We start from the raw sequence: 22,321 nt of genomic DNA on the forward strand, positions 1-22,321 counted from the left end.
CTTGCGACTGTTCAGGCCCTCGATGCCTGTTGCGGTAGCTTGCCTGATCGTCGTTTCTGCCTCGCATCGTTCGCGTTCCGGCAACCGCTGGCGAACAGCGAGTGCTTGCATGCATGACCTCCTCGCGTCAGTTCCCTGCAGTAACTCTGGCAACTCTCCACCAAGTCCAAAGTGAGCAGCAGACATGTCCCGACTACTCGGACTCGATGCCCTGCGCGGCGTTGCGGCATTGTGCGTCGCCTATTCCCATCTGATTGCAAAAATGAAGCGTGACGGCCATTTCGACGAGATGACCGGCCTGCTGTTTCTTCTCAGCAAGGCGGTGCTGGATGTCGGCAAGACCAGCGTGCTGGTGTTGTTCGCACTGAGCGGCTATTTCGTCGTGGCAGCGCTGTACAAGAGTCGTGGCCGGTACGAGCGGCCTATCGCAGCATTCGTCTACCAGCGTTTCTTCAGGCTGTTTCCGTTGTACTGGTTGTCGCTGTTTCTCGGCGTCATGTTCCCCTGGGACGATCCAGCCAAGGTGTTCAGCCCGGCGGTGATCGCCATCAATGCGACGATGCTGCAAGGCTTCGTGCTCGTCGAGAATGTGATTGGCCTGTACTGGACGCTGCAGATCGAGCTCACCTTCTACGTTCTCTGCATCCTGCTCTTCGCGCTGCGCCTCGGTGGTTCGGCAAAACGGGATCTGCTGTTTCTGCTCGTGCAGTATCTGTTCACGCTGTCACTGGCCTTTCTGCGCTACAAGCTGGAGATCAAACTGCCGGTGGCCCTGCCGCTGATGCTGAGCGTATGTTTTCTCGGCGCACTGTGGAAGGCGACGGACAACGGTCGGGCAACCGATACCGGGCACTACGCGCGTATCGCGGTCGGACTGTTCTATCTGTTCCTGCTGCCGATCTGCGTGCTCGCTTATTCGCGCGATACGGGTTTCGGTGAATCCTGGTACCGCTACTTCGTCAGCTACGGCGTGGGCGTTGCGCTCTTTCTTGGCGCCACGCGCATCAGTGGCAACCGGCTGCGCTGGCTGGCGCCGCTCGGCGGCGTCGGATACATCATCTTTCTCTCGCATCCATCGGTGTTCGCCATCGTCGAACTGTTGGGCTTCGGCGCTGGCGATCTGGCGGTTCCGGGCCCGCTTTATATCGCGGCGATGCTGATTCTGCTGACGTTGTTCGGGTTCTTCGTCAAGCGAACCCTCGCCGATCCCATTCAGCGTTATGGCGACGCGGTTGTGGGTCGCCGCGGACGACGGAGGGGTGAGGGCATCGTTTTGCCGGTTCGCCAGGACGCCTGAACCGGATGAGGTACCACCCGGCCAGTCGTGGTCGAGGCGGGCTGGACTCCACGATCTGCTGGTGTAGGGTATTGGCCACTTTCAGGATTGCGCGAGGCGCTGATGAATCTCACTGAACTGGCTGCGCGTCTGGGCGAGGAGCTGCAGCGCCTCGGCGCCCAGGTCACCACGGCGGAGTCCTGCACCGGTGGCGGTATCGCCGAGGCCATCACCCGTATCGCCGGCAGCTCGGCCTGGTTCGAGGCAGGCTACATCACCTATTCCAATGCGCAGAAGACCCGCCAGCTTGGTGTGCCCGCGGAGTTGTTCGAGCAGGTCGGTGCCGTCAGTACCGAGGTCGTCCAGGCCATGGTGCATGGGGCCCGGCAGAACAGTGGCGCGCGCTTTGCGGTGGCGGTCAGCGGCGTTGCCGGACCGAGCGGCGGTACGGCCGAGAAGCCGGTGGGCACCGTCTGGATCGCCTGGGCTGATGGCAACCAGGTACATGCACAGCGGCATCTGTTCAGCGGCGATCGCCAGGCCGTGCGCGAGCAGACGGTAGCGGCCGCGCTGCAAGGGTTGATCGCCCTGGCGGTCGGAGAAAAACCGGTTCGGGGCTAGGCGAGTAAAATTGCCTATGTTCTAATACTGTCTACTTATACAGTTGTTGTGGCCTCCGGCCCTCTTGATCAAGTGAGGATTTGATGGACGAGAACAAGAAGCGCGCCTTGGCTGCAGCCCTGGGCCAGATCGAAAAGCAGTTCGGCAAGGGTGCAGTGATGCGCATGGGCGATCACGATCGCCAGGCCATTCCGGCCATCTCTACCGGCTCGCTGGGCCTGGACATCGCGCTTGGCATCGGCGGCCTGCCAAAGGGTCGTATCGTCGAGATCTACGGTCCGGAATCGTCCGGTAAAACCACCCTGACTCTGTCGGTGATCGCCGAAGCGCAGAAGATGGGCGCTACCTGTGCCTTCGTCGATGCCGAGCACGCGCTGGACCCGGACTATGCCGGCAAGCTGGGCGTGAATGTCGACGACTTGCTGGTTTCGCAGCCGGACACCGGCGAGCAGGCACTGGAAATCACCGACATGCTGGTCCGCTCCAATGCGGTCGACGTGATCATCGTCGACTCCGTGGCGGCGCTGGTACCCAAGGCCGAAATCGAAGGCGAGATGGGCGATACGCACGTCGGCCTGCAGGCTCGTCTGATGTCCCAGGCGCTGCGCAAGATCACCGGTAACATCAAGAACGCCAACTGCCTGGTCATCTTCATCAACCAGATCCGCATGAAGATCGGCGTGATGTTCGGCAGCCCGGAAACCACCACCGGTGGTAACGCGCTCAAGTTCTACGCGTCGGTCCGTCTGGATATCCGCCGTACCGGCGCGGTGAAGGAAGGCGACGAAGTGGTCGGTAGTGAAACCCGCGTCAAGGTCGTGAAGAACAAGGTTGCCCCACCGTTCCGCCAGGCCGAATTCCAGATTCTCTACGGCAAGGGCATCTACCGCAGTGGCGAAGTCATCGACCTCGGTGTGCAGCAGGGTCTGGTCGAGAAGTCTGGTGCCTGGTACGCCTACAAGGGCAACAAGATCGGCCAGGGCAAGGCCAACGCCGCCAAGTTCCTGGAAGACAATCCGGAAATCGGCCGCGAGATCGAGCAGCAGATCCGCGACAAGCTGCTCGTGGTCTCGGGCGGTAGCAAGGCGAACGTAGTCAGCGAAGATCTGGCTGACGCCGACCTCTGATCCATGCCAGCCGTGCTCGATACTCCTGTCGCGGTGCGGCGGGTAGCTATGGATCTGCTGGCTCGGCGCGAACATGGGCGCGTCGAGCTGGCCCGCAAGTTGCGCCAACGTGGCGCCCCGCCTGATCTGATCGAACAGGCCCTGGATCGCCTCTGCGAGCAGGGCCTGTTATCCGAATCCCGATACCTCGAAAGCTTTGTCAGAAGCCGGGCCAATGCCGGCTACGGGCCGTTGCGCATTCGCGAAGAGTTGTCCCAGCGCGGATTGCCGCGGGCGGATGTTGAGCAGGCTCTGCGCGACAGTGGCTTCGACTGGAACGAGCAGCTGCATGAGCTCTGGCAGCGCAAGTTCGGTCAGTTGCCAGCCGATGCGAGGGAGCGGGCCAAGCAGGGACGTTTTCTCAGCTATCGCGGTTATCCGCTGGAGCTGATCAGCCGATTGTTGCGTGGCGGTAGTTCGGCTGATTGAAGTGGTGCGAACCAGCCGCCTGGTTGCTAGAGCTGTTCCGGCGACTTAGGTATTTATGCGCCGGGCTGCTGCTGACGTAGCCCGTTGCTGCGCTGACTGCGTCAATCTTCGGTTGCCAGCGGTGCTGCCCAGTTGGCCGGCTCGTTGACGAAATCGGTCAGCTCCCGCAAACGCCCGTGATTGCGGCCGTTGAAGACGAAACTCAAGCGCGGCAGGCGCTGCAGTTCCGGCTCGTCCAGTTCCGATTCGCAGCAGTTCTGTTGCTCGAACACGCCTTTCACGCAGAGATCGGTGAACTCGTCGTTCAGGTATTCCATCGCCTGCTGATTGAGCGGGTGGTTCATGCGCAGGACGAAGCGGTCCTTCAGCCAGCGACTCGAGTGGAAGTTGCGATAGAAATTGGCAATCTCCCTCGCAGCTTCGTCCGCATCGTCGACCAGGCGCATCAGGCGCATGTCGCTGGGCAGAATGTAGCGGTTCTCCTCCAGCTGGCCGCGCATGAATTGCAGCGCGTCCTTCCAATAGGTACCGCCGGGTTCGTCGAGCAATACGACTGGAACCAAGGGGCTCTTGCCGGTCTGGATCAGCGTCAGCACTTCCAGCGCTTCGTCCAGCGTGCCGAAGCCGCCGGGGCAGAGCACCAGCGCGTCCGCCTCCTTGATGAAGAACAGCTTGCGCACGAAGAAGAAGTGGAATGACAGCAGATTGTCGGTACCGCCCACGGTCGGGTTCGGGTGTTGCTCGAACGGAAGCGTGATGTTCAAGCCGAGGCTGTTGTCACGTCCTGCGCCTTCATGTGCGGCGGCCATGATTCCGCCACCGGCACCGGTAATGACCATGAAGTTGTAGTGGGCGAGGGTGGCGCCCAGCTGTCGGGCCAGCGCATACAGCGGGTGCTCGACCGGTGTGCGGGCGGAGCCGAACACGGTGACCTTGCGCCGCCGCTTGAACTGGTCGAGGCGGCTGAAGGCATGCTCCATTTCGCGCATGGTCTGTAGCAGGATCTTGGCATCCCAGCGACTGCGGTCGGCTTGAGCCATGCGGGTGACGGTCACCAGCATTTCCCGGTAAAGCGGCAGATTGGGGCTGGTTTCGGAAACCACCATGGCAACCAGTTCGTCGATCTTGCTTTCCAGTTCGGCGCCGCTGGTCTTGAAATGTCGCGACAGGTAGTCGTCCGTATCGAAAGACATACAACTTCTCCATGTATGGGCGTCGCGCTCAGGCTATAGGCTACCGTCAGCCGGCTCAAGCTGAGCTGCTGTCGGGCCGAAACCGCAGAGGCTTCGGCCCGCTCCTTCAGAGCGCGATTCGATCACCCGGCTCGGGTATCCGCGCTTCCCAGTTCAGGCGATCACGTATGGCCTGCTGCAGTACCTGCATCTTCTCCAGCTCACCGTGGACCAGATAGAGCTCCGGGCGGTTTTCGAAGTTGCTGACCCAGTCGATCAGCTGCGATTGCCCGGCGTGGGCGGAGAAGCCACCAAGCGTATGGATCTTCGCGTTCACGGCGATGCGCTGGTGCAGCAGCTTGACGCTGCCGGCGCCGTCAACGATGGCGCGGCCGAGGGTGCCACGGGCCTGGAAGCCCGGGATCACCAGGTGGCATTCCTCGCGCCAGAGGTTGTGCTTGAAGTGATGCAGAATGCGTCCGCCGGTACACATGCCACTGCCAGCGATGATGATCACACCGCTCTTGAAGCGGTTGATGGCCATCGACTCTTCAGGAGTCGGCGTGGGCTTGAGGATTGGCAGCCAGCGCTCGGCGTACAGCTTGCCGCTGGTCCCGCTAAGGGCAGCGTCGATGCCGTTGAGGTCCAGCTGGTCTTTGTAGTGCGAATAGATGGCATTGGCGCCAATGGCCATCGGACTGTCGAGAAACACCGCTTGCTGCGGCAGACGGCCTTCACGATAGAAGCGCCCGAGATAGTAGATAAGGTCCTGGGTGCGCCCGACGGCGAAGGATGGCATCAGCACATTGCCGCCATCGCGGTGCGCTTGTTGCAGAATGCCGGCCAGCTCTTCGACGGTGTCTTCGTGGCTGCGGTGGTCGCGATCACCGTAAGTGGACTCCATCAGCACAACGTCGGCTTCCTTGAGCACGGTTGGCGGATGCATCAGCGGCGAGCAGGCGTTGCCGAGGTCGCCGGAGAAAACAAGGCGACGCGTTCTGCCGTGGTCGCTGACGTCCATCTGCACAATGGAAGAGCCGAGGATATGGCCTGCGTCATGGAAGGTCACGACGACGCCTTGGGCAACCTCGAAGGTCTCGCCGTACGCGTGTGGCTCGCGCTGGCTCAGCATGCGTTCGGCATCGACACGGGTATACAGCGGCTGGATCATCGGTTTGCCGATGCGTGCGCGCCACTTGTTTTCCCATTCGGCATCCTTTTCCTGAATCTGCGCCGAGTCCAGCAGCATCAGCTCCAGCAGCTCGGCGGTGGCGTCGGTGCAATGCACCGGGCCGCGATAGCCGAGGGCAACCAGGCGTGGCAGCAGGCCGCTATGGTCGATGTGGGCGTGGGACAGCACGACCGCATCGAGCGTTGTGGGGTCGAAGGCGAACGCTGCGCGATTGTCGCTTTCTTCCTCTCGGCGACCTTGATGCATGCCGCATTCAAGCAGAACCCTGATGCCGTCGTGGGTCTCAATGAGATAGCAGGAGCCGGTTACCTGCTGAATGGCGCCGAGAAAACTGAGCAAAGCCATGTTGCCTTCCTGTCTGTACGATGATGTCCACATTGCCCGCTCGGCTGCCCTGGTGACTTGATACATATCAGAGATAGCGAAACGAGCCCTGCCTAGACTACAGCACAACCCGCTTACCAACGGAGTGATCCCATGAGTCAGCTACTGCCCAGCCTCGTCGAGCTGGATCAACACGCACAAGCCGAACCGGAATTTGCCGCCTGGCGCGGCGGTTTTGGCCCGTTCGAGCATGGGCTGGAGACCCAGGCGGCAGTATTCCGTCTGGCCCATCAGCTGGTGCAGGCGGGACACCAAGCGGATCTGGCCAGCGTCTATCGCCTGCTGCAGGCGGTCGACCGCGTCGCCAGCGCCGGCCTCTGGCTGGTCGTGCACATGACCTATGCGCAGCATGTGCATCTGGATGGCACGCCGCTAGCCGTCGACGATTTCAAGCGCAGCCCTGAGGGGCATACCGGTGGAGCACTCAACATGGTGCCGGCCTATGCGGGCTATCTGGCGCTGAATGCATTGACCGGCCGTACCCGAGCCTGGCTGATGGGGCAGGGCCACTGCGTGGCCGCCGTCGATGCCCTCAATCTACTGACGGGCAACCTGCACCCGGAACAGGCGCAGGCCTATGGTGGCGGCGAGACGGGCATGAATCGCCTGCTGCAGGATTTCTACGGCTACCACCAGGCGGCCGATGGCAGCCCGCTCGCGCCACTGGGTAGCCACGTCAATCCGCATACCGCTGGCGGGATTGCCGAGGGCGGCTATCTGGGCTTTGCCGAGCTGCAATATGCGCATATGCCGCTGCCCGGCGAGACGCTGGTGGCCTTCCTTTCCGATGGTGCGGCGGAAGAACAACGCGGCAGTGACTGGATACCGCGCTGGTGGCGTGCCGAAGATTGTGGTGTGGCGTTGCCGGTAATGATCGCCAATGGGCGGCGGATCGAACAGCGCACCGCGCTGGGCACCGAGCAGGGCCTTGCCGATTTCCGCCAGCATCTGAGCCAGTGCGGTTTCGATCCGATGCCATTCGATGGGCGCGACCCCGCGGCATTCGTTGCGACCCTTTGGGAGATGGAACTGCGCCTGGAACGTCGGGTGGAGGAAAAGGCTCGCGGCATCCTCAACTACCCGCTGCCGATGCCGTACGGTATTGCCGAAACGGTAAAGGGCTTCGGCTTCTATGGTGCCGGCCGCAACGCCGCACACAACCTGCCGCTGCCGGGCAACCCGAGCCAGGATGAAGAGTCGCGTGATCTGTTCAATGAGCATGCGGCACGGTTGTTCGTTCCGCAGGCGGAGCTGGCGGCCGCACTGGAACTGTTCGAACGCAACCGCCAGGGGCGAGTGCTGGAGCGTGACAACCCGCTGGCGTTGCGTCGGCCACCGGCACCGGTCATGCCAAAGCTGAATTACCGCGACGACGCCTGTTCACCGATGGCTGCAGTGGATCGTTTCTTCGTCGAGCTGACTGCGGCCAACCCCTCCTTGCGGCCGCGCGTCGGTAACCCGGACGAGCTGGCGAGCAACCGCCTGGGTGGGGTGCTGAAAGCGCTCAAGCACCGGGTGATTGAGCCGGAAAGCGAACTCGAAGCGATAGATGGGGCCATCATCACCGCGCTCAACGAAGAGGCTGTGGTTTCAGCGTGCCTGGCCAATCAGGGCGGATTGAATCTGGTGGCCAGCTACGAAGCCTTCTGCGTGAAGATGCTTGGTGTGGTGCGACAGAGCATCATCTTCTCCCGTCAGCAGAAAGAAATCGGCCGGCCGGCGGGCTGGCTCGGCTGGCCGCTGATCGCGACATCGCATACCTGGGAGAACGGCAAGAACCAGCAGTCCCACCAGGACACCACATTCTGCGAGGCGCTGCTCGGTGAGATGAACGACATGGTGCGGGTGCTGTTTCCTGCCGACCATAACAGCGCCCTGGCCTTGCTGCCGGCGATCTATCAGGCGCGTGGCGAACTAGCTTGCCTGGTCATGCCCAAGCGTGATCGGCCGTGCTACTTCGATCGTGCGCAGTCCGAACAGCTGGCACGTGACGGTGCCATCGTGGTCGAGGAGCAGCCGGGCAGTGAGCCGTTGCTGTTAATCGCCAACGGCAGTTATCAGCTGGGTGAAATGCTGCGTGCCGCCAAGCGTCTGAAGGAGGCCGAATGTGCCTATCGCCTGGTTTATCTGCAGGAGCCGGGTCGGTTCCGGGGGCCTCGCGATCATTGGGAAGTCGAGGCGCGCGCCAGCGACGGAGTGGCGGAGCGTCTGTTCCCCGACGAAATGGAGATGCGTGTGCTGCTGACCCATATGCGCCCGGAAGTGGCTCGCGGTCATCTCTGGCCGATCCTGCCCGATGCACGCAAATGCTCGGCACTCGGCTATCGCAACCGTGGCGGTACGCTGGACGAGTTCGGTATGCAGTTCGCCAACCGTGCCAGTTGGGCCAATGTGCTGGCCGCCTGCGCGCGGTTGCGCAATGTTCCACGCACAGCGCTACTCACGCGGGATGAAGCTGCGGCGGTGGCCGGCAAGGGCGATCCGCAGATATTGCGGGGCGACGCCTGACAGAAAAGGCGCGGCGGGAGTGCGGCCAGTAGGCCGCTCCCGCTGGCCGTTGCGGTGCTACAGACCGCAGTCGGACGCCTTGTAGCGCTCGCTGGCAATGGGCTTGTTGCTCTGATATTCGCTGAAGTCATAGCGCAGCACGGCGCCTTGGCTCATCAGCTTGCGTAGCCCCTCATTGCCGCAGACGCTGATCGCAAGCTGGCTGCGCACGTCGGCCGGGTTATCCCTCATCTGCGCTGCATGCCGCGGCTGAACGCTGAGGTGGTTGACCAGCTGGTTGTTTTCCACGGTGTAACCCTGGTCGAGGATGTCTTCGTTGATCGCGCGGGGTGTGCCGACGCTGCTTTCACGGGCAACCTGGTCGAGCAACTGGCTCAGCTGCTGTTCTTGCAGCGAGGCGGCGTGGGCAACGGGTAAGGCGAGGCTCAGAGCGAGCAGGGTAGTCAGACGGTACATGGCGGTCTCCTTATGACTGCGCTATTTCGACCGGCTGGCTGTGGTGCGGTTCAGTTACCGGTATTGCCCGGCAGGGGCGTGGCCGCTGTAGACTGCCGCGCCTGATCGTCAGCCGTCGAGCCCAACCCATGCCCCATGCCGTAGCCCGTCTGCGCGACGAGCGCCTGGCTAAAAGCCTCAAGCCTTTCGTTGCGCGTGGCTCGCGTGCTCCGCGTTGCGCGCGTTGCCGTGTGCCGTTCAGCCACTGTCTCTGTGCGTGGCTGCCGAAAATCCATAGCGATTGCGGCGTCTGCCTGTTGATGCACGATATCGAGCCGCTGAAACCGAGCAACACGGGTTGGCTGATCGCCGATGTCGTTCCCGACACGTTCGCCTTCACCTGGCAGCGTACGGGTGTCGATCCGCGACTGCTGGCTCTCCTGGCCGATCCGCAATGGCAGCCGCTGGTGATCTTTCCCGGAGAATATGCCGAGGCGCATCGGGTTGTGGGTCAGGTCGAGCGACAGTCCGACAAGCGTCCGCTCTTCATCCTGCTCGATGCGACCTGGACCGAGGCGCGCAAGATGTTTCGCAAGAGTCCTTATCTGGATGGGTTGCCGGTGCTAAGCCTGCAACCTGAGGCGTTATCACGCTACCGGCTGCGCCGTTCGACCCGCAGTGACCACCTGTGCACCGCCGAGGTCGCCGCTCTCTGCCTGGATCTGGCAGGCGATTCGGCCGCGGCAAATACCCTGGATGCCTGGCTCGATGTGTTTACCGAGCACTATCTGGGGGCCAAGTACCATCGCCAACCGGATCTGCAAAATCCGGCACATCTGGCATTGAAGCCCGCGCCCTGATGCGCTTGCACCTCAGACCTTGACGGCAGCGCTGGTCGTAGATACTTCCGGCTTGCGTGGCAAAAGTTGCGCTGCCAGCATGCCGATGAACATCAGTACGCAGCCCATGTAACCGCGCAGCGTCAGGCTTTCCTCGAGGAACAGCGCGCCGGCGATGGCGGCGAATACGGCCTCCAGCGACAGAATGATTGCCGCGTGGGATGCAATGGCGTGCTTCTGCGCCACGACTTGCAGCGTATAGCCGACCGCAACCGCAAACAGACCGCCGTAGATGAGCGCTGGGCCGGCGAGCCAGATGCTGGACGGATTGATCTCCTCGAAGACCAGGGCCAGCAACAGGCTCACCACGGCGCAGGTGGCGAACTGCAGAAAGGCCAGGCGGATGGCGTCGTGGCGGCTGACGAAGAAACTCACCAGCAGCACGTGCACGCCCCAGACGAACGCACCGGCTAGCTGAATCCAGTCGCCCGAGGCTACGGTGAAATCTTCGCCGATGCTCAACATTGCCATGCCCGCCACGGCGAGGAATGCGCCGAGCCAGGTGCCGAAGCCGGTCTTGTGGCCGATGGCGAGGCCCAGCAGAGGTACCACGATTACGTAAAGGCCGGTAATGAAGCCGGAATTGGTCACGCTGGTGAACAGCAGGCCGACCTGCTGCAGGTTGATGCCCAGCGTCAGCGCAAGGCCCATGCTCAAGCCACCCAGAAGCAGGCCGCGCTGCAGGAACGGTTCGTGGCGAGCCTTGGTGCGGCCCTGATAGATCACCAGTGGCAGCAGCGCGAGGGCACCGAGCGCAAAACGCAGGCCGGTGAAAAGAAACGGACCGATGTTGTCCATGCCGATGCGCTGGGCCACAAAGGCAGTGCCCCAGATCATGGCGGTGATCAGCATCAGGAAGTCGGCGCGGAGGGCTTGGCTGCGCATGTTTCAGCTCGTTCGGGAAAAGTCGCAAACTTTGCTATAAAGCGCCGCGCTTGACCACTTATTCATCGGTGGGCATGCTTGCGCCGCTTGATTTGTTGTAGCGGGCGGCCGATATTCGGTTTCAGCCGGCTGAAATATCCACATCGGACCATCCCCGAAGCAATTTCTAGGGGTTCTGCCGTCATCATGTCGGCATCGGCTGCTCAAGCCGATGAAAAGCGCCAATAAAAACTACAGGTCTGCCAATGGCTGCTTACGAAATAATCATTGCCGATGATCATCCGCTGTTCCGCAGTGCGCTTCAGCAGGCGCTCACCATGGGGCTGGGGGAAAACGTACGTCTGGTGGAGGCGGCCAGCATCGCCGAACTGGAAACCTTTCTGAACCAGGGCGCCGATTGGGACTTGGTCCTTCTGGATCTGAACATGCCGGGCGCTTATGGCTTTTCCGGTCTGGTGCTGCTCCGCGGGCAATATCCGCATCTGCCGGTGGTGATGATCTCGGCGCAGGAAGACGCGGCGGTTGTTGCGCGCTCCCGCGAGTTTGGTGCCAGCGGCTTCATTCCCAAGTCCAGCTCTCTGGAAACCATCCAGGAGGCGGTGCGCGCTGTGCTGGATGGCGACGTCTGGTGGCCGAGCAACATTCAGGACGTGGCGAACGTCAGCGACGAGGCCAAGGCAGCTAGCGCGGGGCTTGCCAGCCTGACACCGCAGCAGTTCCGTGTGTTGACGATGGTTTGTGATGGCCTGCTGAACAAGCAGATCGCTTATGAACTCAATGTGTCCGAAGCGACCATCAAGGCCCATGTGACCGCTATTTTCCGCAAGCTTGGCGTGCGTACACGAACCCAGGCCGCCTTGCTGCTACAGCAGATGGGCTCCATCCCTACCAGCTGATGCCGGCCGTGTTTGCTGCAGCGTTCAGGCGATCGGCGGCAGGTTGATCTCATCGCTGCGGCGGACACCTGACGTCATCGCGCGACACTGCTCGACGAATTCGAGCATGGCTGCGGTCTGGTATTTCTGTGAGTGCCAGATGAAGTAGAACTGGCGCCGCAGGTCCAGCTCTGGCGTCGCCAGCGGGACCAGGCTACCGCGGCGGAACGCGTCGCGCAGAGCCAGCCGAGAGATGCAGCCGATACCAAGCCCCGATTCCACGGCGCGTTTGATCGCTTCAGTATGCTCCAGCTCCAGTCGCACATTCAGTTTGCCCGGTCGATGACGCACGGCCTGCTCGAACGTCAAGCGGGTGCCCGAGCCTTTTTCCCGGAGTATCCAGGCTTCGGACGTCAACTCCTCCAGATCCACCAGGTCTCGGCCGGCCAACGGATGCTGGGGCGCACAGAACACTACCAGCTCGTCCTCGATCCACGGCTGGACCTCCAGATCCGGATGCTGACACTCGCCCTCGATCAAACCCAGATCAAGTTCGTGTTGCGCAATCTGGTGCACGATGTGCGCCGTGTTCTGCACGTGCAGTTTCACCCGACACTCCGGATGGCGCTGCATGAAGCTGCCGATCAGCAGGGTCGCAAGGTAGTTGCCGATGGTCAGCGTCGCACCCACCGCCAGTGAGCCAAAGCCGCTCTTGCCATTCAGCAGATCCTCGATGGCGCGTGCCTGATCGAGCAGGGCGACGGCCTGCGGCAGCAGCTGTTGTCCGAGTGCATTCAGGCAGAGCCGCTTGCCGGCCCGGTCGAACAGTTGACAGCCCGACTGCCGTTCCAGCTCGGCCAGCGACGTGCTGGTTGCCGACTGCGACAGGGAAAGGCTTTCGGCAGCGCGAGACACGCTTTCCTGTCTGGCGACGGCGGCGAAAACTTCGATTTGACGGAGCGTGAAATGCATATCTATATAACCGATAACCGATATCTTTATTATCCATTTAACGAATATTAAGGCTATCGCTAGACTGACGCCACGTAACGACGCCCGTCGCGACACCACGAGGAATTCGCAACATGAGTAACCTGAACGTTGAGCGCGTTCTCAGTGTGCATCACTGGAACGACACGCTGTTCAGCTTCAAGACTACCCGTAATGCAGGGCTGCGCTTCGAGAACGGTCAGTTCGTCATGATCGGCCTGGAAGTCGAGGGTCGTCCGCTGATGCGTGCCTACAGTATCGCCAGTCCGAACTACGAAGAGTACCTGGAGTTTTTCAGCATCAAGGTGCAGAACGGTCCGCTGACGTCACGGCTGCAGCATCTGCAGGAAGGCGACCAGATCATGGTCAGCCGCAAGCCGACCGGAACTCTGGTGCTCGACGATCTGCTGCCGGGTAAGCACCTCTATCTGTTAAGCACGGGCACTGGGCTGGCGCCGTTTATGAGTGTCATCCAGGATCCGGAAACCTATGAGCGATTCGAAAAGGTCGTTCTGGTGCATGGGGTTCGCTACGTCAACGAAGTCGCCTATCGCGAGTTCATCACCGAGCACTTGCCGCAGAACGAATTCTTCGGTGAGGCGGTAAAGGAAAAGCTGATCTATTACCCCACGGTCACCCGCGAGGCATTCGAGAATCAGGGTCGCCTGACCGAACTGATGCGAAGCGGCAAGCTGTTCAGCGACATCGGGCTTCCACCGATCAATCCGCAGGATGATCGGGCAATGATCTGCGGCAGTCCCAGCATGCTGGACGAAACCAGCCAGGTGCTGAACAGCTTCGGCCTGAGCGTCTCGCCGCGCATGGGCGATCCAGGCCATTACCTGATCGAGCGCGCCTTCGTCGAGAAGTGATGCTCCTCGGTCGCCGCGGCGCTAAGTCGCGGCGACTTGGCAGGGATCAGACATAGGCGGCACAGCACTTCTTGAACTTCGCACCGCTGCCACAGGGGCAGGGGTCGTTGCGTCCCGCCTTCAACGGTACCGTTGGATCGATGAAGTACCATTTGCCGCTGCATTGAACGAAAGCCGAGCGCTCCTGATGGGCATGTTCGCCGTCTTGATCGTGCCAGCGCGCGGTGAATGTCACCAGCGCATGCTCGGGCTTGCCGCCAAGTACCAGGCTGTCTTCCACCTCCAGCCCCAGCCACGTGCTGTCCAGGCTCCAGCGTCGTATCCCCTCCAGATCCAGCGCCGTCTGCTGTGCCGGCAGCGTGGTTGCCTGCAGATAATCAACCAGCCCCAGCACATAGGCGCTGTAACGGGAGCGCATCAGTAGCTCGGCGCTCGGCGCGGGGGTGCCTGCATGATAGTGGCCGCAGCATTGATTAAACGCATTGCCGCTGCCGCACGGGCAGTTAGAGTCGAGTTGTTGCTGATCGCTCATGTCACCACCAGTATTTGCCGAACATTTCTGGGTTCGCCCAGAACCTGGCGTTCAGCCAGTCTGGAACCTGCTTGTATTGGAGCAGGTCGTAGGTGAAGAGCGTCAAGGTCTGTCCGTCGCGCTGGAAGCGGTCGCTGACCTGCAGCGCCAAGGCATAGAAATCGGTGGTCTGCCATTCGCAGGCTTCGAGATCGACGAGTACGGCCATGCGGCTGGCGTTCAGGTTGCGGACACTGCCGAGCAGCTCCAGGCCGCTGCGTTTTGGCAGATGTTCCAGGCAATCGGCGAACAACGCCAGGTCATAGCGCTGCTTTGCCAGCTCTTCGGGCAGCGGAGCAACATCGGCGCGCTCGAGTTGACACTCCGGATGACATTCGGCGTAGGCAGCCAGAGCGGGTTGATCGCTGCGCCCCACGTGTAACAGGCGCGCCGGGGCATAGTGATCGAGCATCGCCGCAAGCGCTTGCTGTGGCGTATGCGATACAGGGTTTTCAGTCAATCGAGAATCCTCGTTTCAAAGGTGAAGACTAGCGCGGTGCCGTTTGTCGGCCTAGTCTGAAAGTAACCGGAGCCACCCGGACTCCCGTACGCGGCGGTTCTGGCTGAATGTCCACACTGGAGGTTTTGATCGATGAGTACATTACGGACAGCAGTACCCGTTATTGTCATGACCACGTTCCTGGCCGGTTGTGCAGGCGTGCAGAAACAGGACTGGCCGACATGTGCGGCCGTAGGTGGCGTGACCGGTGCCGCGCTTGGGGCTATCGAGAGCAGCTCCTATGCCGGTTGGGGTGCGCTGATCGGTGGTGGCGTCGCAGCGGCCTATTGTTGGGCCAACGGCATGGAGGAGGAAACCGTTGCCGTTGTCGAAACGGTTGAGCCGATGCCTCAGTCTCAGCCGGAACCAGAGCCTGCGTCCGAGCCGGTTCGCGTCGAGTTGGACGTCAAGTTCGACTTCGATCGCGATGTAGTCAAGCAGGACAGCTACGGCGACATCCAGAACCTGGCCGATTTCATGAAGGAATATCGCCAGACCACTACCGTGCTTGAAGGTCACACCGACTCGGTGGGTACCGATGCCTATAACCAGCGTCTGTCCGAGCGCCGCGCGAAAGCCGTGCGTGAAGTGCTGGTCAATCAGTACGGTGTCGAGGGTAGTCGCGTGAATTCGGTTGGCTACGGCGAATCGCGTCCGGTGGCCGATAACGCGACCGAGGAAGGTCGTGCCATCAACCGTCGCGTAGAGGCCGAAGTCGAAGCGCGTCCTTGATTCAGCTGAGGTGGTGATCCAGCCGGGCCTCGCGCCCGGCTGTTTTGTTTAGAGTCCGCTAAAACAGTGGTCTTGCGCTGGCCAGTGCTATGACCAGCAGGCCCAGCACCAGGTTGATGCCGACCAGTCGGCGAATCTGGCCGAGCACTGCGCCTCCTTCGGGCCATTGTTCGCCAGCGACGGCGCGTTTGAGCGTCGGCAACTGCAGCAACTGGATTCGCAGGAATAGCGCCAGCATCACCAGATACAGCCCTGTCATGATGTGTACATAGCGCGGCGCACTTTCCAGCGCACCGAAACGCATGTGCCACATGCCAATTCCGCTCACCGGCAGAACCAGCACCGTTACCCAGACCCAGACGAAAAAACGCCGGAATACATCAGCCCACAGCTTCAGTCGCTCCGGAGCCAGCAACATCGCCACGGCTGCCGGACGCAACACCATCCAGGCGAAGAACATGCCGCCCACCCAAACCGTCGCGGCAAGTACGTGTAGTGCGTAGAGCAAGGCGAAGGGCGTCATGGGCAAATCTCCGGTGGCGGTTGAGCGAGCGCGCGTTATCATAGCCGCCCTATCGAAATACTGAAAATATATACAGCTCCGCGCCCATGCTCAGCACCGAACTTAAGTCCCAGATCCAGGGCGCCTACACTCGCTTTCTCGAAGCCAAGGGGCTCAAGGCCCGCTATGGCCAGCGGCTGATGATCGCCGAAGTGGCCAAGGTGCTCGGCACCATCAAGACCGACGCTGAAGGACGCCGCGAGAGCGAGCCGGCGGTGGTCGCGGTCGAGGCGGGTACCGGTACTGGCAAAACGGTTGCCTACAGCCTTGCAGCGATTCCTACAGCGAAGGCGGCAGGCAAGCGCCTGGTGATCGCCACCGCGACTGTCGCTTTGCAGGAACAGATCGTGCACAAGGACCTGCCGGATCTGATGCGCAACAGCGGGCTGAACTTCAGCTTCGCCTTGGCCAAAGGGCGCGGGCGTTATCTCTGCTTATCCAAGCTGGACCTGTTGTTGCAGGAGGGGCAGGCGCAGAGCGCGACCGCCCAGCTGTTTGAGGAAGAAGGTTTTCGTATCGAGGTCGATGAGCGTAGTCAGAAGCTCTTCACCAGCATGATCGAGAAGCTCGCCGGCAATCGTTGGGATGGAGATCGCGACAGCTGGCCCGAGGAGCTGGGCGATTCTGACTGGTCGCAGCTGACGACCGATCATAGTCAGTGCACGGGCCGGCATTGTCCCAACTTCCAGCAGTGCGCGTTCTACAAGGCGCGAGAGGGCATGACCAAGGTTGACGTGATCGTCACCAATCACGACATGGTGCTTGCCGATCTCGCGCTGGGCGGGGGCGCGGTGCTGCCCGATCCGCGTGAGACGATCTATGTATTCGATGAAGGTCATCACCTGCCGGACAAGGCCATTGGTCATTTCGCCCATTTCACCCGGCTACGCTCGACCGCGGACTGGTTGGGGCAGGTAGAAAAGAATCTGACCAAGCTGCTTGCGCAGCATCCGCTTCCGGGCGAACTCGGTCGACTGGTCGAGGGCATTCCCGAACTGGCGCGCGAGCTGCGTACCCAGCAGCAGTTCATGTTCAGCGCCTGCGAGCAGCTTGCCGACTTCAAGGCTGGCGAAGACATGGAAGGCCGTGAGCGGCCCCGGCATCGCTTCGTCGGTGGCGTGGTGCCGGAGCATCTCGTCGAGCTGGGTACAGAGTTGAAGAAAGGTTTCGCCAAGCTGACCGACCTGTTCACCCGCATCGCCGAGCTGCTCAAAGAGGCCATGGATGGTGAAACCGGCAGCGGGATCGCCAGCCATCAGGCCGAGGAGTGGTACCCCCTGTTCGGCAGCTTGCTGACCCGCTCGCAGGGTAATTGGGAGTTGTGGACCGCGTTCACCGTCGAGGATCCGGAAGACAGTCCGCCGATGGCGCGCTGGCTGACGTTGGCCGAAGGTGGTGCGCTGTTCGATATCGAGGTCAATGCCAGCCCGATCCTCGCTGCGGAGACACTGCGGCGCAATCTCTGGAATGTCGCTTTCGGTGCGCTGGTGACTTCGGCGACGCTGACCGCCCTCAACAGCTTCGATCGTTATCGCATGCGGGCCGGCTTGCCAAAGGGCGCCGTCACTGCCGTAGTGCCGAGTCCCTTTCACCATGCCGATGCCGGCGTGCTCCACGTGCCGGACCTCAAGGCCGATCCGCGCGACGCCGCAGCACACACGGCGGCGATCGTTCGCGAATTGCCAGCATTGGTCGAGGGCGCCCGGGGCACGTTGGTACTGTTTTCCTCACGCAAGCAGATGCAGGACGTGTTCGATGGGCTGGAGCGTGATTGGCGCCGCCGGGTTCTGATCCAGGGCAACCTGTCCAAGCAGGAAACCCTGAACAAACACAAGGCGCGGGTCGATGACGGCGAGTCCAGCGTCTTGTTCGGTCTGGCCAGTTTCGCCGAAGGCGTGGACCTGCCCGGGGCCTACTGCGAGCATGTGGTGATTGCCAAGATCCCGTTCGCTGTGCCGGATGACCCGGTCGAGGCTGCTCTGGCAGAGTGGATCGAAGCGCGTGGCGGCAACCCCTTCATGGAGATCGCTGTGCCGGATGCCTCGCTGCGGTTGGTGCAGGCCTGTGGGCGTCTGTTGCGTACCGAGGCGGATCGCGGAACCATCACGCTGCTCGACCGACGGGTGGTAACGCAGCGCTACGGCAAGGCGATTCTCAATGCGTTGCCGCCGTTTCGCCGCGAAATCGGCTGAACAGGCTGCGATAACCGGGCGCGATGCTCGTCCATCACCGCGCCGCCTGGCGGTTCCATTGCCAGGCGACGGTTGCAAGAATGCGAGGCACAGACTTCGAGAGGGTGGCAACGTGCAGGTTCAAGGCTATTTCGATCTTCGTTTCGAAGCGGTTCGCGAGGCATTCGGCTCACTGTTCGAAGGCACTCAGCAACGCGGAGCGGCACTCTGCGTGCAGATTGGTGGCGAGACGGTCGCCGATCTCTGGGCGGGCGTTGCCGACAACCAGGGAGAGCAGGTCTGGCACAGCGATACCTTGGTCAACCTGTTTTCCTGTACCAAGACGTTTACCGCAGTCGCTGCGCTGCAGCTGGTCGGGGAGGGCAAGCTGGAGCTGGACGAACCTGTCGCACGTGTATGGCCGGAGTTCGCCACCAATGGCAAGGCCGCCATCACCCTGCGTCAGCTGCTCTGCCATCGAGCGGGTTTGCCGGCGATACGTAGACCGTTGCCCGCAGAAGCACTGTACGACTGGGATGTCATGACCGCGGCGCTGGCTGCCGAAGAACCATGGTGGACGCCTGGCACTGATCAGGGCTACGCCGCGATGACCTATGGTTGGCTGGTGGGCGAGCTGCTGCGTCGTGTCGATGGCTGCGGCCCGGGCGAGTCGATCACACGCCGCACGGCTGCACCACTTGGACTGGATTTCCATGTCGGCCTGGATGATGTGGATGCCGATCGCGTCGCTTATCTCACTCGGACCAAAAACGATTTTGGCGATGCTTCAGCGCAGCGACTGTTCAGGACGCTGATGAGCGAACCGGAGTCGATCAGTACCAAAGCATTCAATAACCCGCCGTCGATCATGAGCAGCGGCAACAGGCCGGAGTGGCGCCGCATGGCGCAGCCAGCCGCCAACGGTCATGGCAATGCGCGTTCGTTGGCGGGGTTCTATACCGGTTTGCTGCAAGGCAAGTTGCTCGACGAGGCGTTGCTGCGCGAGATGACACGCCAGCACAGCGCCGGGGAGGATCGCACCCTGCTGGCCGCCACACGCTTCGGTCTGGGTTGCTGGCTGGATCAGCCGGAGGTTGCGAATGCCACATTCGGCATGGGCGCGCAGGCCTTTGGTCACCCGGGCGCAGGTGGCAGCATCGGTTTTGCCGACCCGGAGCGCCAGCTGGCATTCGGCTTTGTGACCAATACTCTTGGGCCATATGTTCTGATGGATCTACGTGCACAAGCGTTGGCGCGTTGCGTCGCGGAATGCATGCGATGAACCACTCGTCACTTCTGGTTAGGCAGGCTTTTCAAAAGAAGGACTTGCGTCCACAATTTCAACTCGAACTCACCAGTGGCCTCGCCTCGACAGGTCGCCTCTCCCAGAACGCTCGTGGTTGACGGAAACTTGCTCATGAACCTGCTGAAAAGCGTCTCCCTGATCTTCTGCATGATCGTCGTAGCGGGCTGTAGCTCGAAAAGCGAAAAGCCCAGCGAAGTGGCCGCTCCGGTTGCAGCCAAGGTCGATTACGCCTGGCTCGACGAGTATGAGCCGAAACTGCGTGACGCTCTGGTGGGTACAGGTTTTGAGGTGGAGCGGCGCGAAAGTGTTCTGGTGGTTACCGCGCCGGTGGATTCATCGTTCAACCCCGACCGTCCTGGCATGCTTCTGCCGGTTACCCTCGGGCCAATCACCCGGGTAGCCAAGTTGGTGGAGAAGGACGACAAGACTGCAGTCGTCGTGCTCGGCCATGCTGACAGTACCGGCGCCGACGAAATCAATCGCACCATCAGCCGCGAGCGCGCCGGTGCGGTAGCGGCCATCTTCCGCCTGAGCGGGCTCAAGCATGACCGTCTGCGCATTCGTGGGCTGGGTTCCGACATGCCGCGCGCCGCGAATGACAGTACGGAAGGTCGTGCGCTGAATCGTCGGGTAGAGATGGTTCTGGCACCGCAAACAACGATGCTGGCGTTGATTGCCCAGTATGAGCAGCCCGCGCAGCCTGCAACCCAGGTGGCTCAAGCCGAGGTGGCAAAATAACGCTACCCAGATTGTGTGATGTCGAACAGGCCCGCTTGCGGGCCTGTTTTCGTTCGGCATGGTTGCCTTGAATCAAGCGCGGGATGCGGGAAGGCGGCTAACCTTTACTTTGCAGGCCGGCTCGGTAATCGACCGTCGCCCGGCTACCAGCCGCTTGGTACGCTGAAGCCTGCTTATTCGAAAACAAGGAGCCATGTGATGATCCAGACCCTGGCCGATATGCGCCGTGATTACACCCGTGACGGACTCAGCGAGGCCAATGCCCCCGCCGAGCCTTTCGGTCTGTTCCATCAGTGGTTTACCGAAGCGATGAAGACGGAGCAGGCTCCGGTAGAGCCAAATGCAATGTCGCTGGCAACGGTCGACGCTGACGGTCGTCCGCACTGCCGCATCCTTCTGCTCAAGGCGCTGGATGAGCGCGGCTTCACCTTCTTCACCAACTATGACAGTGCCAAAGGGCAACAGCTGCAGGCGACGCCTTTTGCCGCCATGACATTTTTCTGGCCGACGCTCGAGCGGCAGGTGCGGATCGAGGGGCGGGTGGAGAAGGTCAGCCAAGATGAATCGGATGCCTATTTCCATGTCCGCCCATTGGGCAGCCGGCTGGGAGCCTGGGCCTCGCCGCAAAGTCAGGTCATTCCGGACCGGGCGGCGCTGGAGCGTCTGCTGGCCGAGACTGAGCAGCGCTTCCTCGACAAGGCTCCGCATTGCCCTCCGCATTGGGGCGGTTATCGCCTGCTGCCGGAACGCATGGAATTCTGGCAGGGGCGCGCGAGCCGCTTGCATGACCGGCTCGACTACCGCCTGGTCGCCAACAGCTGGCAGCGCGAGCGCCTGGCACCCTGATCCAAGGCGCGACGGCAGCCGCGCAAGTCTTACCTAGTCGTGATTTGCAGGGATGCCACATGGTAGGGCGAACGCTGGCGCCGTCGTCGCCCTGTGATCGGTAATCTGTCGTAACGCAAAGGCCACACCCTTGCTTTGAGAAAGCGCCTGTTCTGCGGTCTGATGATTCAGCTCGATAGCGCTAGTGCTGCTGCGACTGGGCTGCGGATTTCATTATGCCGCCGAGTAACGTTGGGCCTGCTGCTTGAGCCAGTTCTCCAGGTCCCGCCGTTTGATCTTTTCGGTCTTTGCATCGGCGAGCCGTTGTAACATCCAGCTGCGCTTGGCCGGGTCGTCGCCGGCCATGGACAGCGCCAGATCGCGATCGGCCCAGCGGCGGAAGCGGACTATGAGCCAGGCATGAAAAGCCAGGCCGGCCACCGTGGTGATAGCTATGATGAAGTAATCCATGGGTCGTCTCTTAGGAAGGAACCCGGCGCACCAGGTTCGACTCGCATATGTATGCCTCGAAGGTGGCAAATGCTGAGTCAGGATGGTGGAGTTGCCAAGCGCTTTTTCATCGCTGTCACGCCAGGCCACACCCGGAACGAAACAGCTGCTTGCAGGAGAATCACAATGCGTAAATCCATTTTTGCCGCTTCCTTCACTGCCTTGGCTTTGGCCATGGGTGGCTGCGCGTCCAGCCTTACTGGAGATACCTATTCCCGAGACGAGGCTCGTGCCGTTCAGACGGTGCGCTATGGAACCATCGAATCCCTGCGTCCGGTCAAGATCGAAGGCACCAAGACGCCTATTGGTTCTGGCGCGGGCGCGGTTGTTGGCGGAGTTGCCGGTAGCGGCGTCGGCGGCGGACGCGGCAGTGCAGTCGCCGCCGTGATCGGTGCGGTGGCGGGTGGCATGCTCGGCGCGGCTGCGGAGGAGGGTATCACCCGCACGCAGGGCGTCGAGATTACCGTTCGTGAGGATGATGGCAACATGCGTGCCTACGTTCAGGCGGTCGAGCCGAATCAGGTGTTCCGGGTCGGGCAGCGGGTGCGCATCATGACTGTCAGTGGCACCAGTCGCGTCGCCCCTTGATCTGCTTCACTGTTGTCCTGAGCTGAACTGGGCGCTGCCATCCGTTCCGAAAAAAACGGGACGGAGGCGGCGCCTTTTGTTTTTCGTAATACATGAATCCATGACGCCGGCATCA

General features: G+C 61.6%; 22 protein-coding genes and 1 pseudogene. 14 read left to right on the plus strand and 9 right to left on the minus strand.

Going from position 1 to position 22,321, the window contains the following annotated elements; genetic code table 11:
* The first annotated feature begins 184 nt into the window (after nt 1-184).
* The 4 genes from BHD08_RS14450 to recX all read left to right on the plus strand — a co-directional run bounded on the left by BHD08_RS14450 (nt 185) and on the right by recX (nt 3,492).
* Complete coding sequence (locus tag BHD08_RS14450) at nt 185-1,297, plus strand: acyltransferase (protein ID WP_125023128.1); 1,113 nt, start codon at nt 185-187, stop codon at nt 1,295-1,297.
* Between the two features lie 102 nt (nt 1,298-1,399).
* Nucleotides 1,400-1,897 (plus strand): CinA family protein, encoded by a 498-nt coding sequence (locus BHD08_RS14455; protein ID WP_125023130.1) that lies wholly within the window; start codon nt 1,400-1,402, stop codon nt 1,895-1,897.
* A gap of 83 nt (nt 1,898-1,980) precedes the next feature.
* A complete protein-coding gene (gene recA / locus BHD08_RS14460; RefSeq protein ID WP_015277626.1) occupies nt 1,981-3,024 on the plus strand; it encodes a recombinase RecA in 1,044 nt (347 codons plus the stop codon).
* 3 nt (nt 3,025-3,027) lie between these two features.
* Complete coding sequence (recX, locus tag BHD08_RS14465) at nt 3,028-3,492, plus strand: recombination regulator RecX (protein WP_125023132.1); 465 nt, start codon at nt 3,028-3,030, stop codon at nt 3,490-3,492.
* A gap of 101 nt (nt 3,493-3,593) precedes the next feature.
* Here recX and BHD08_RS14470 read toward each other — a convergent pair whose 3' ends face one another.
* Together BHD08_RS14470 and BHD08_RS14475 are read right to left on the minus strand one after the other, a co-directional pair.
* The gene (locus BHD08_RS14470) at nt 3,594-4,685 is read right to left on the minus strand and encodes a TIGR00730 family Rossman fold protein (protein WP_125023134.1); all 1,092 of its coding nucleotides are present in this window, start codon (nt 4,683-4,685) and stop codon (nt 3,594-3,596) included.
* Between the two features lie 106 nt (nt 4,686-4,791).
* Nucleotides 4,792-6,201, minus strand: coding sequence for an MBL fold metallo-hydrolase RNA specificity domain-containing protein (locus tag BHD08_RS14475; RefSeq protein WP_015277623.1), 1,410 nt, complete (start codon nt 6,199-6,201; stop codon nt 4,792-4,794).
* Nucleotides 6,202-6,333: 132 nt separating this feature from the next.
* On the opposite strand from BHD08_RS14475, the gene BHD08_RS14480 reads away from it, so the two are divergent.
* A complete protein-coding gene (locus BHD08_RS14480) occupies nt 6,334-8,748 on the plus strand; it encodes a xylulose 5-phosphate 3-epimerase (RefSeq protein WP_125023136.1) in 2,415 nt (804 codons plus the stop codon).
* Nucleotides 8,749-8,805: 57 nt separating this feature from the next.
* On the opposite strand, the gene BHD08_RS14485 is transcribed toward BHD08_RS14480, so the two are convergent.
* Complete coding sequence (locus BHD08_RS14485) at nt 8,806-9,204, minus strand: PA3611 family quorum-sensing-regulated virulence factor (protein ID WP_015277621.1); 399 nt, start codon at nt 9,202-9,204, stop codon at nt 8,806-8,808.
* Between the two features lie 128 nt (nt 9,205-9,332).
* Between BHD08_RS14485 and BHD08_RS14490 the strand changes: the two genes are divergently transcribed.
* Nucleotides 9,333-10,043 carry a tRNA-uridine aminocarboxypropyltransferase gene (locus BHD08_RS14490; RefSeq protein WP_015277620.1) on the plus strand — a complete coding sequence of 237 codons (711 nt, stop codon included), beginning with the start codon at nt 9,333-9,335 and terminating at the stop codon, nt 10,041-10,043.
* A gap of 12 nt (nt 10,044-10,055) precedes the next feature.
* Here the strand turns inward: BHD08_RS14490 and BHD08_RS14495 are convergent, their stop codons facing one another.
* A complete protein-coding gene (locus BHD08_RS14495; RefSeq protein WP_125023138.1) occupies nt 10,056-10,967 on the minus strand; it encodes a DMT family transporter in 912 nt (303 codons plus the stop codon).
* Nucleotides 10,968-11,212: 245 nt separating this feature from the next.
* On the opposite strand from BHD08_RS14495, the gene erdR reads away from it, so the two are divergent.
* Nucleotides 11,213-11,863: a response regulator transcription factor ErdR gene (erdR, locus tag BHD08_RS14500; protein WP_015277618.1), complete on the plus strand. Its 651-nt coding sequence runs from the start codon at nt 11,213-11,215 to the stop codon at nt 11,861-11,863.
* A gap of 24 nt (nt 11,864-11,887) precedes the next feature.
* Here erdR and BHD08_RS14505 read toward each other — a convergent pair whose 3' ends face one another.
* The gene (locus BHD08_RS14505; protein WP_125023140.1) at nt 11,888-12,814 is read right to left on the minus strand and encodes a LysR family transcriptional regulator; all 927 of its coding nucleotides are present in this window, start codon (nt 12,812-12,814) and stop codon (nt 11,888-11,890) included.
* A gap of 113 nt (nt 12,815-12,927) precedes the next feature.
* On the opposite strand from BHD08_RS14505, the gene fpr reads away from it, so the two are divergent.
* The gene (gene fpr / locus BHD08_RS14510; RefSeq protein ID WP_015277616.1) at nt 12,928-13,704 is read left to right on the plus strand and encodes a ferredoxin-NADP reductase; all 777 of its coding nucleotides are present in this window, start codon (nt 12,928-12,930) and stop codon (nt 13,702-13,704) included.
* Nucleotides 13,705-13,750: 46 nt separating this feature from the next.
* Here fpr and BHD08_RS14515 read toward each other — a convergent pair whose 3' ends face one another.
* The gene (locus BHD08_RS14515; protein ID WP_125023142.1) at nt 13,751-14,236 is read right to left on the minus strand and encodes a YchJ family protein; all 486 of its coding nucleotides are present in this window, start codon (nt 14,234-14,236) and stop codon (nt 13,751-13,753) included.
* A gap of 1 nt (nt 14,237) precedes the next feature.
* Nucleotides 14,238-14,735, minus strand: a complete 498-nt coding sequence (locus BHD08_RS14520) for a DUF6231 family protein (RefSeq protein WP_015277614.1) — start codon at nt 14,733-14,735, stop codon at nt 14,238-14,240.
* Between the two features lie 417 nt (nt 14,736-15,152).
* On the opposite strand from BHD08_RS14520, the pseudogene BHD08_RS23235 reads away from it, so the two are divergent.
* A pseudogene (locus BHD08_RS23235) lies at nt 15,153-15,506 on the plus strand (OmpA family protein); the annotation flags it as partial.
* A gap of 58 nt (nt 15,507-15,564) precedes the next feature.
* Here the strand turns inward: BHD08_RS23235 and BHD08_RS14530 are convergent.
* Nucleotides 15,565-16,029, minus strand: coding sequence for a CopD family protein (locus tag BHD08_RS14530; RefSeq protein ID WP_125023144.1), 465 nt, complete (start codon nt 16,027-16,029; stop codon nt 15,565-15,567).
* An 86-nt stretch (nt 16,030-16,115) separates the two neighbouring features.
* Here BHD08_RS14530 and dinG point away from each other — a divergent pair, with 86 nt between their 5' ends.
* The 4 genes from dinG to pdxH all read left to right on the plus strand — a co-directional run bounded on the left by dinG (nt 16,116) and on the right by pdxH (nt 21,129).
* Nucleotides 16,116-18,260 (plus strand): ATP-dependent DNA helicase DinG, encoded by a 2,145-nt coding sequence (dinG, locus tag BHD08_RS14535; RefSeq protein WP_125023146.1) that lies wholly within the window; start codon nt 16,116-16,118, stop codon nt 18,258-18,260.
* A gap of 112 nt (nt 18,261-18,372) precedes the next feature.
* Nucleotides 18,373-19,521, plus strand: a complete 1,149-nt coding sequence (locus BHD08_RS14540; RefSeq protein ID WP_125023148.1) for a serine hydrolase domain-containing protein — start codon at nt 18,373-18,375, stop codon at nt 19,519-19,521.
* Nucleotides 19,522-19,656: 135 nt separating this feature from the next.
* Nucleotides 19,657-20,283 (plus strand): OmpA family protein, encoded by a 627-nt coding sequence (locus BHD08_RS14545; RefSeq protein ID WP_125023150.1) that lies wholly within the window; start codon nt 19,657-19,659, stop codon nt 20,281-20,283.
* 198 nt (nt 20,284-20,481) lie between these two features.
* The gene (pdxH, locus tag BHD08_RS14550) at nt 20,482-21,129 is read left to right on the plus strand and encodes a pyridoxamine 5'-phosphate oxidase (protein ID WP_015277608.1); all 648 of its coding nucleotides are present in this window, start codon (nt 20,482-20,484) and stop codon (nt 21,127-21,129) included.
* Between the two features lie 213 nt (nt 21,130-21,342).
* Here the strand turns inward: pdxH and BHD08_RS14555 are convergent, their stop codons facing one another.
* The gene (locus BHD08_RS14555) at nt 21,343-21,579 is read right to left on the minus strand and encodes a hypothetical protein (protein WP_125023152.1); all 237 of its coding nucleotides are present in this window, start codon (nt 21,577-21,579) and stop codon (nt 21,343-21,345) included.
* Nucleotides 21,580-21,744: 165 nt separating this feature from the next.
* Between BHD08_RS14555 and BHD08_RS14560 the strand changes: the two genes are divergently transcribed.
* Entirely contained in the window at nt 21,745-22,206 is a 462-nt protein-coding gene (locus BHD08_RS14560; RefSeq protein WP_106155392.1) for a glycine zipper domain-containing protein, read from the plus strand.
* The last annotated feature ends 115 nt before the right edge of the window (nt 22,207-22,321 follow it).

Source organism: Pseudomonas sp. SCT, assembly GCF_003864275.1.
GTDB classification, from domain to species: domain Bacteria; phylum Pseudomonadota; class Gammaproteobacteria; order Pseudomonadales; family Pseudomonadaceae; genus Stutzerimonas; species Stutzerimonas stutzeri_AE.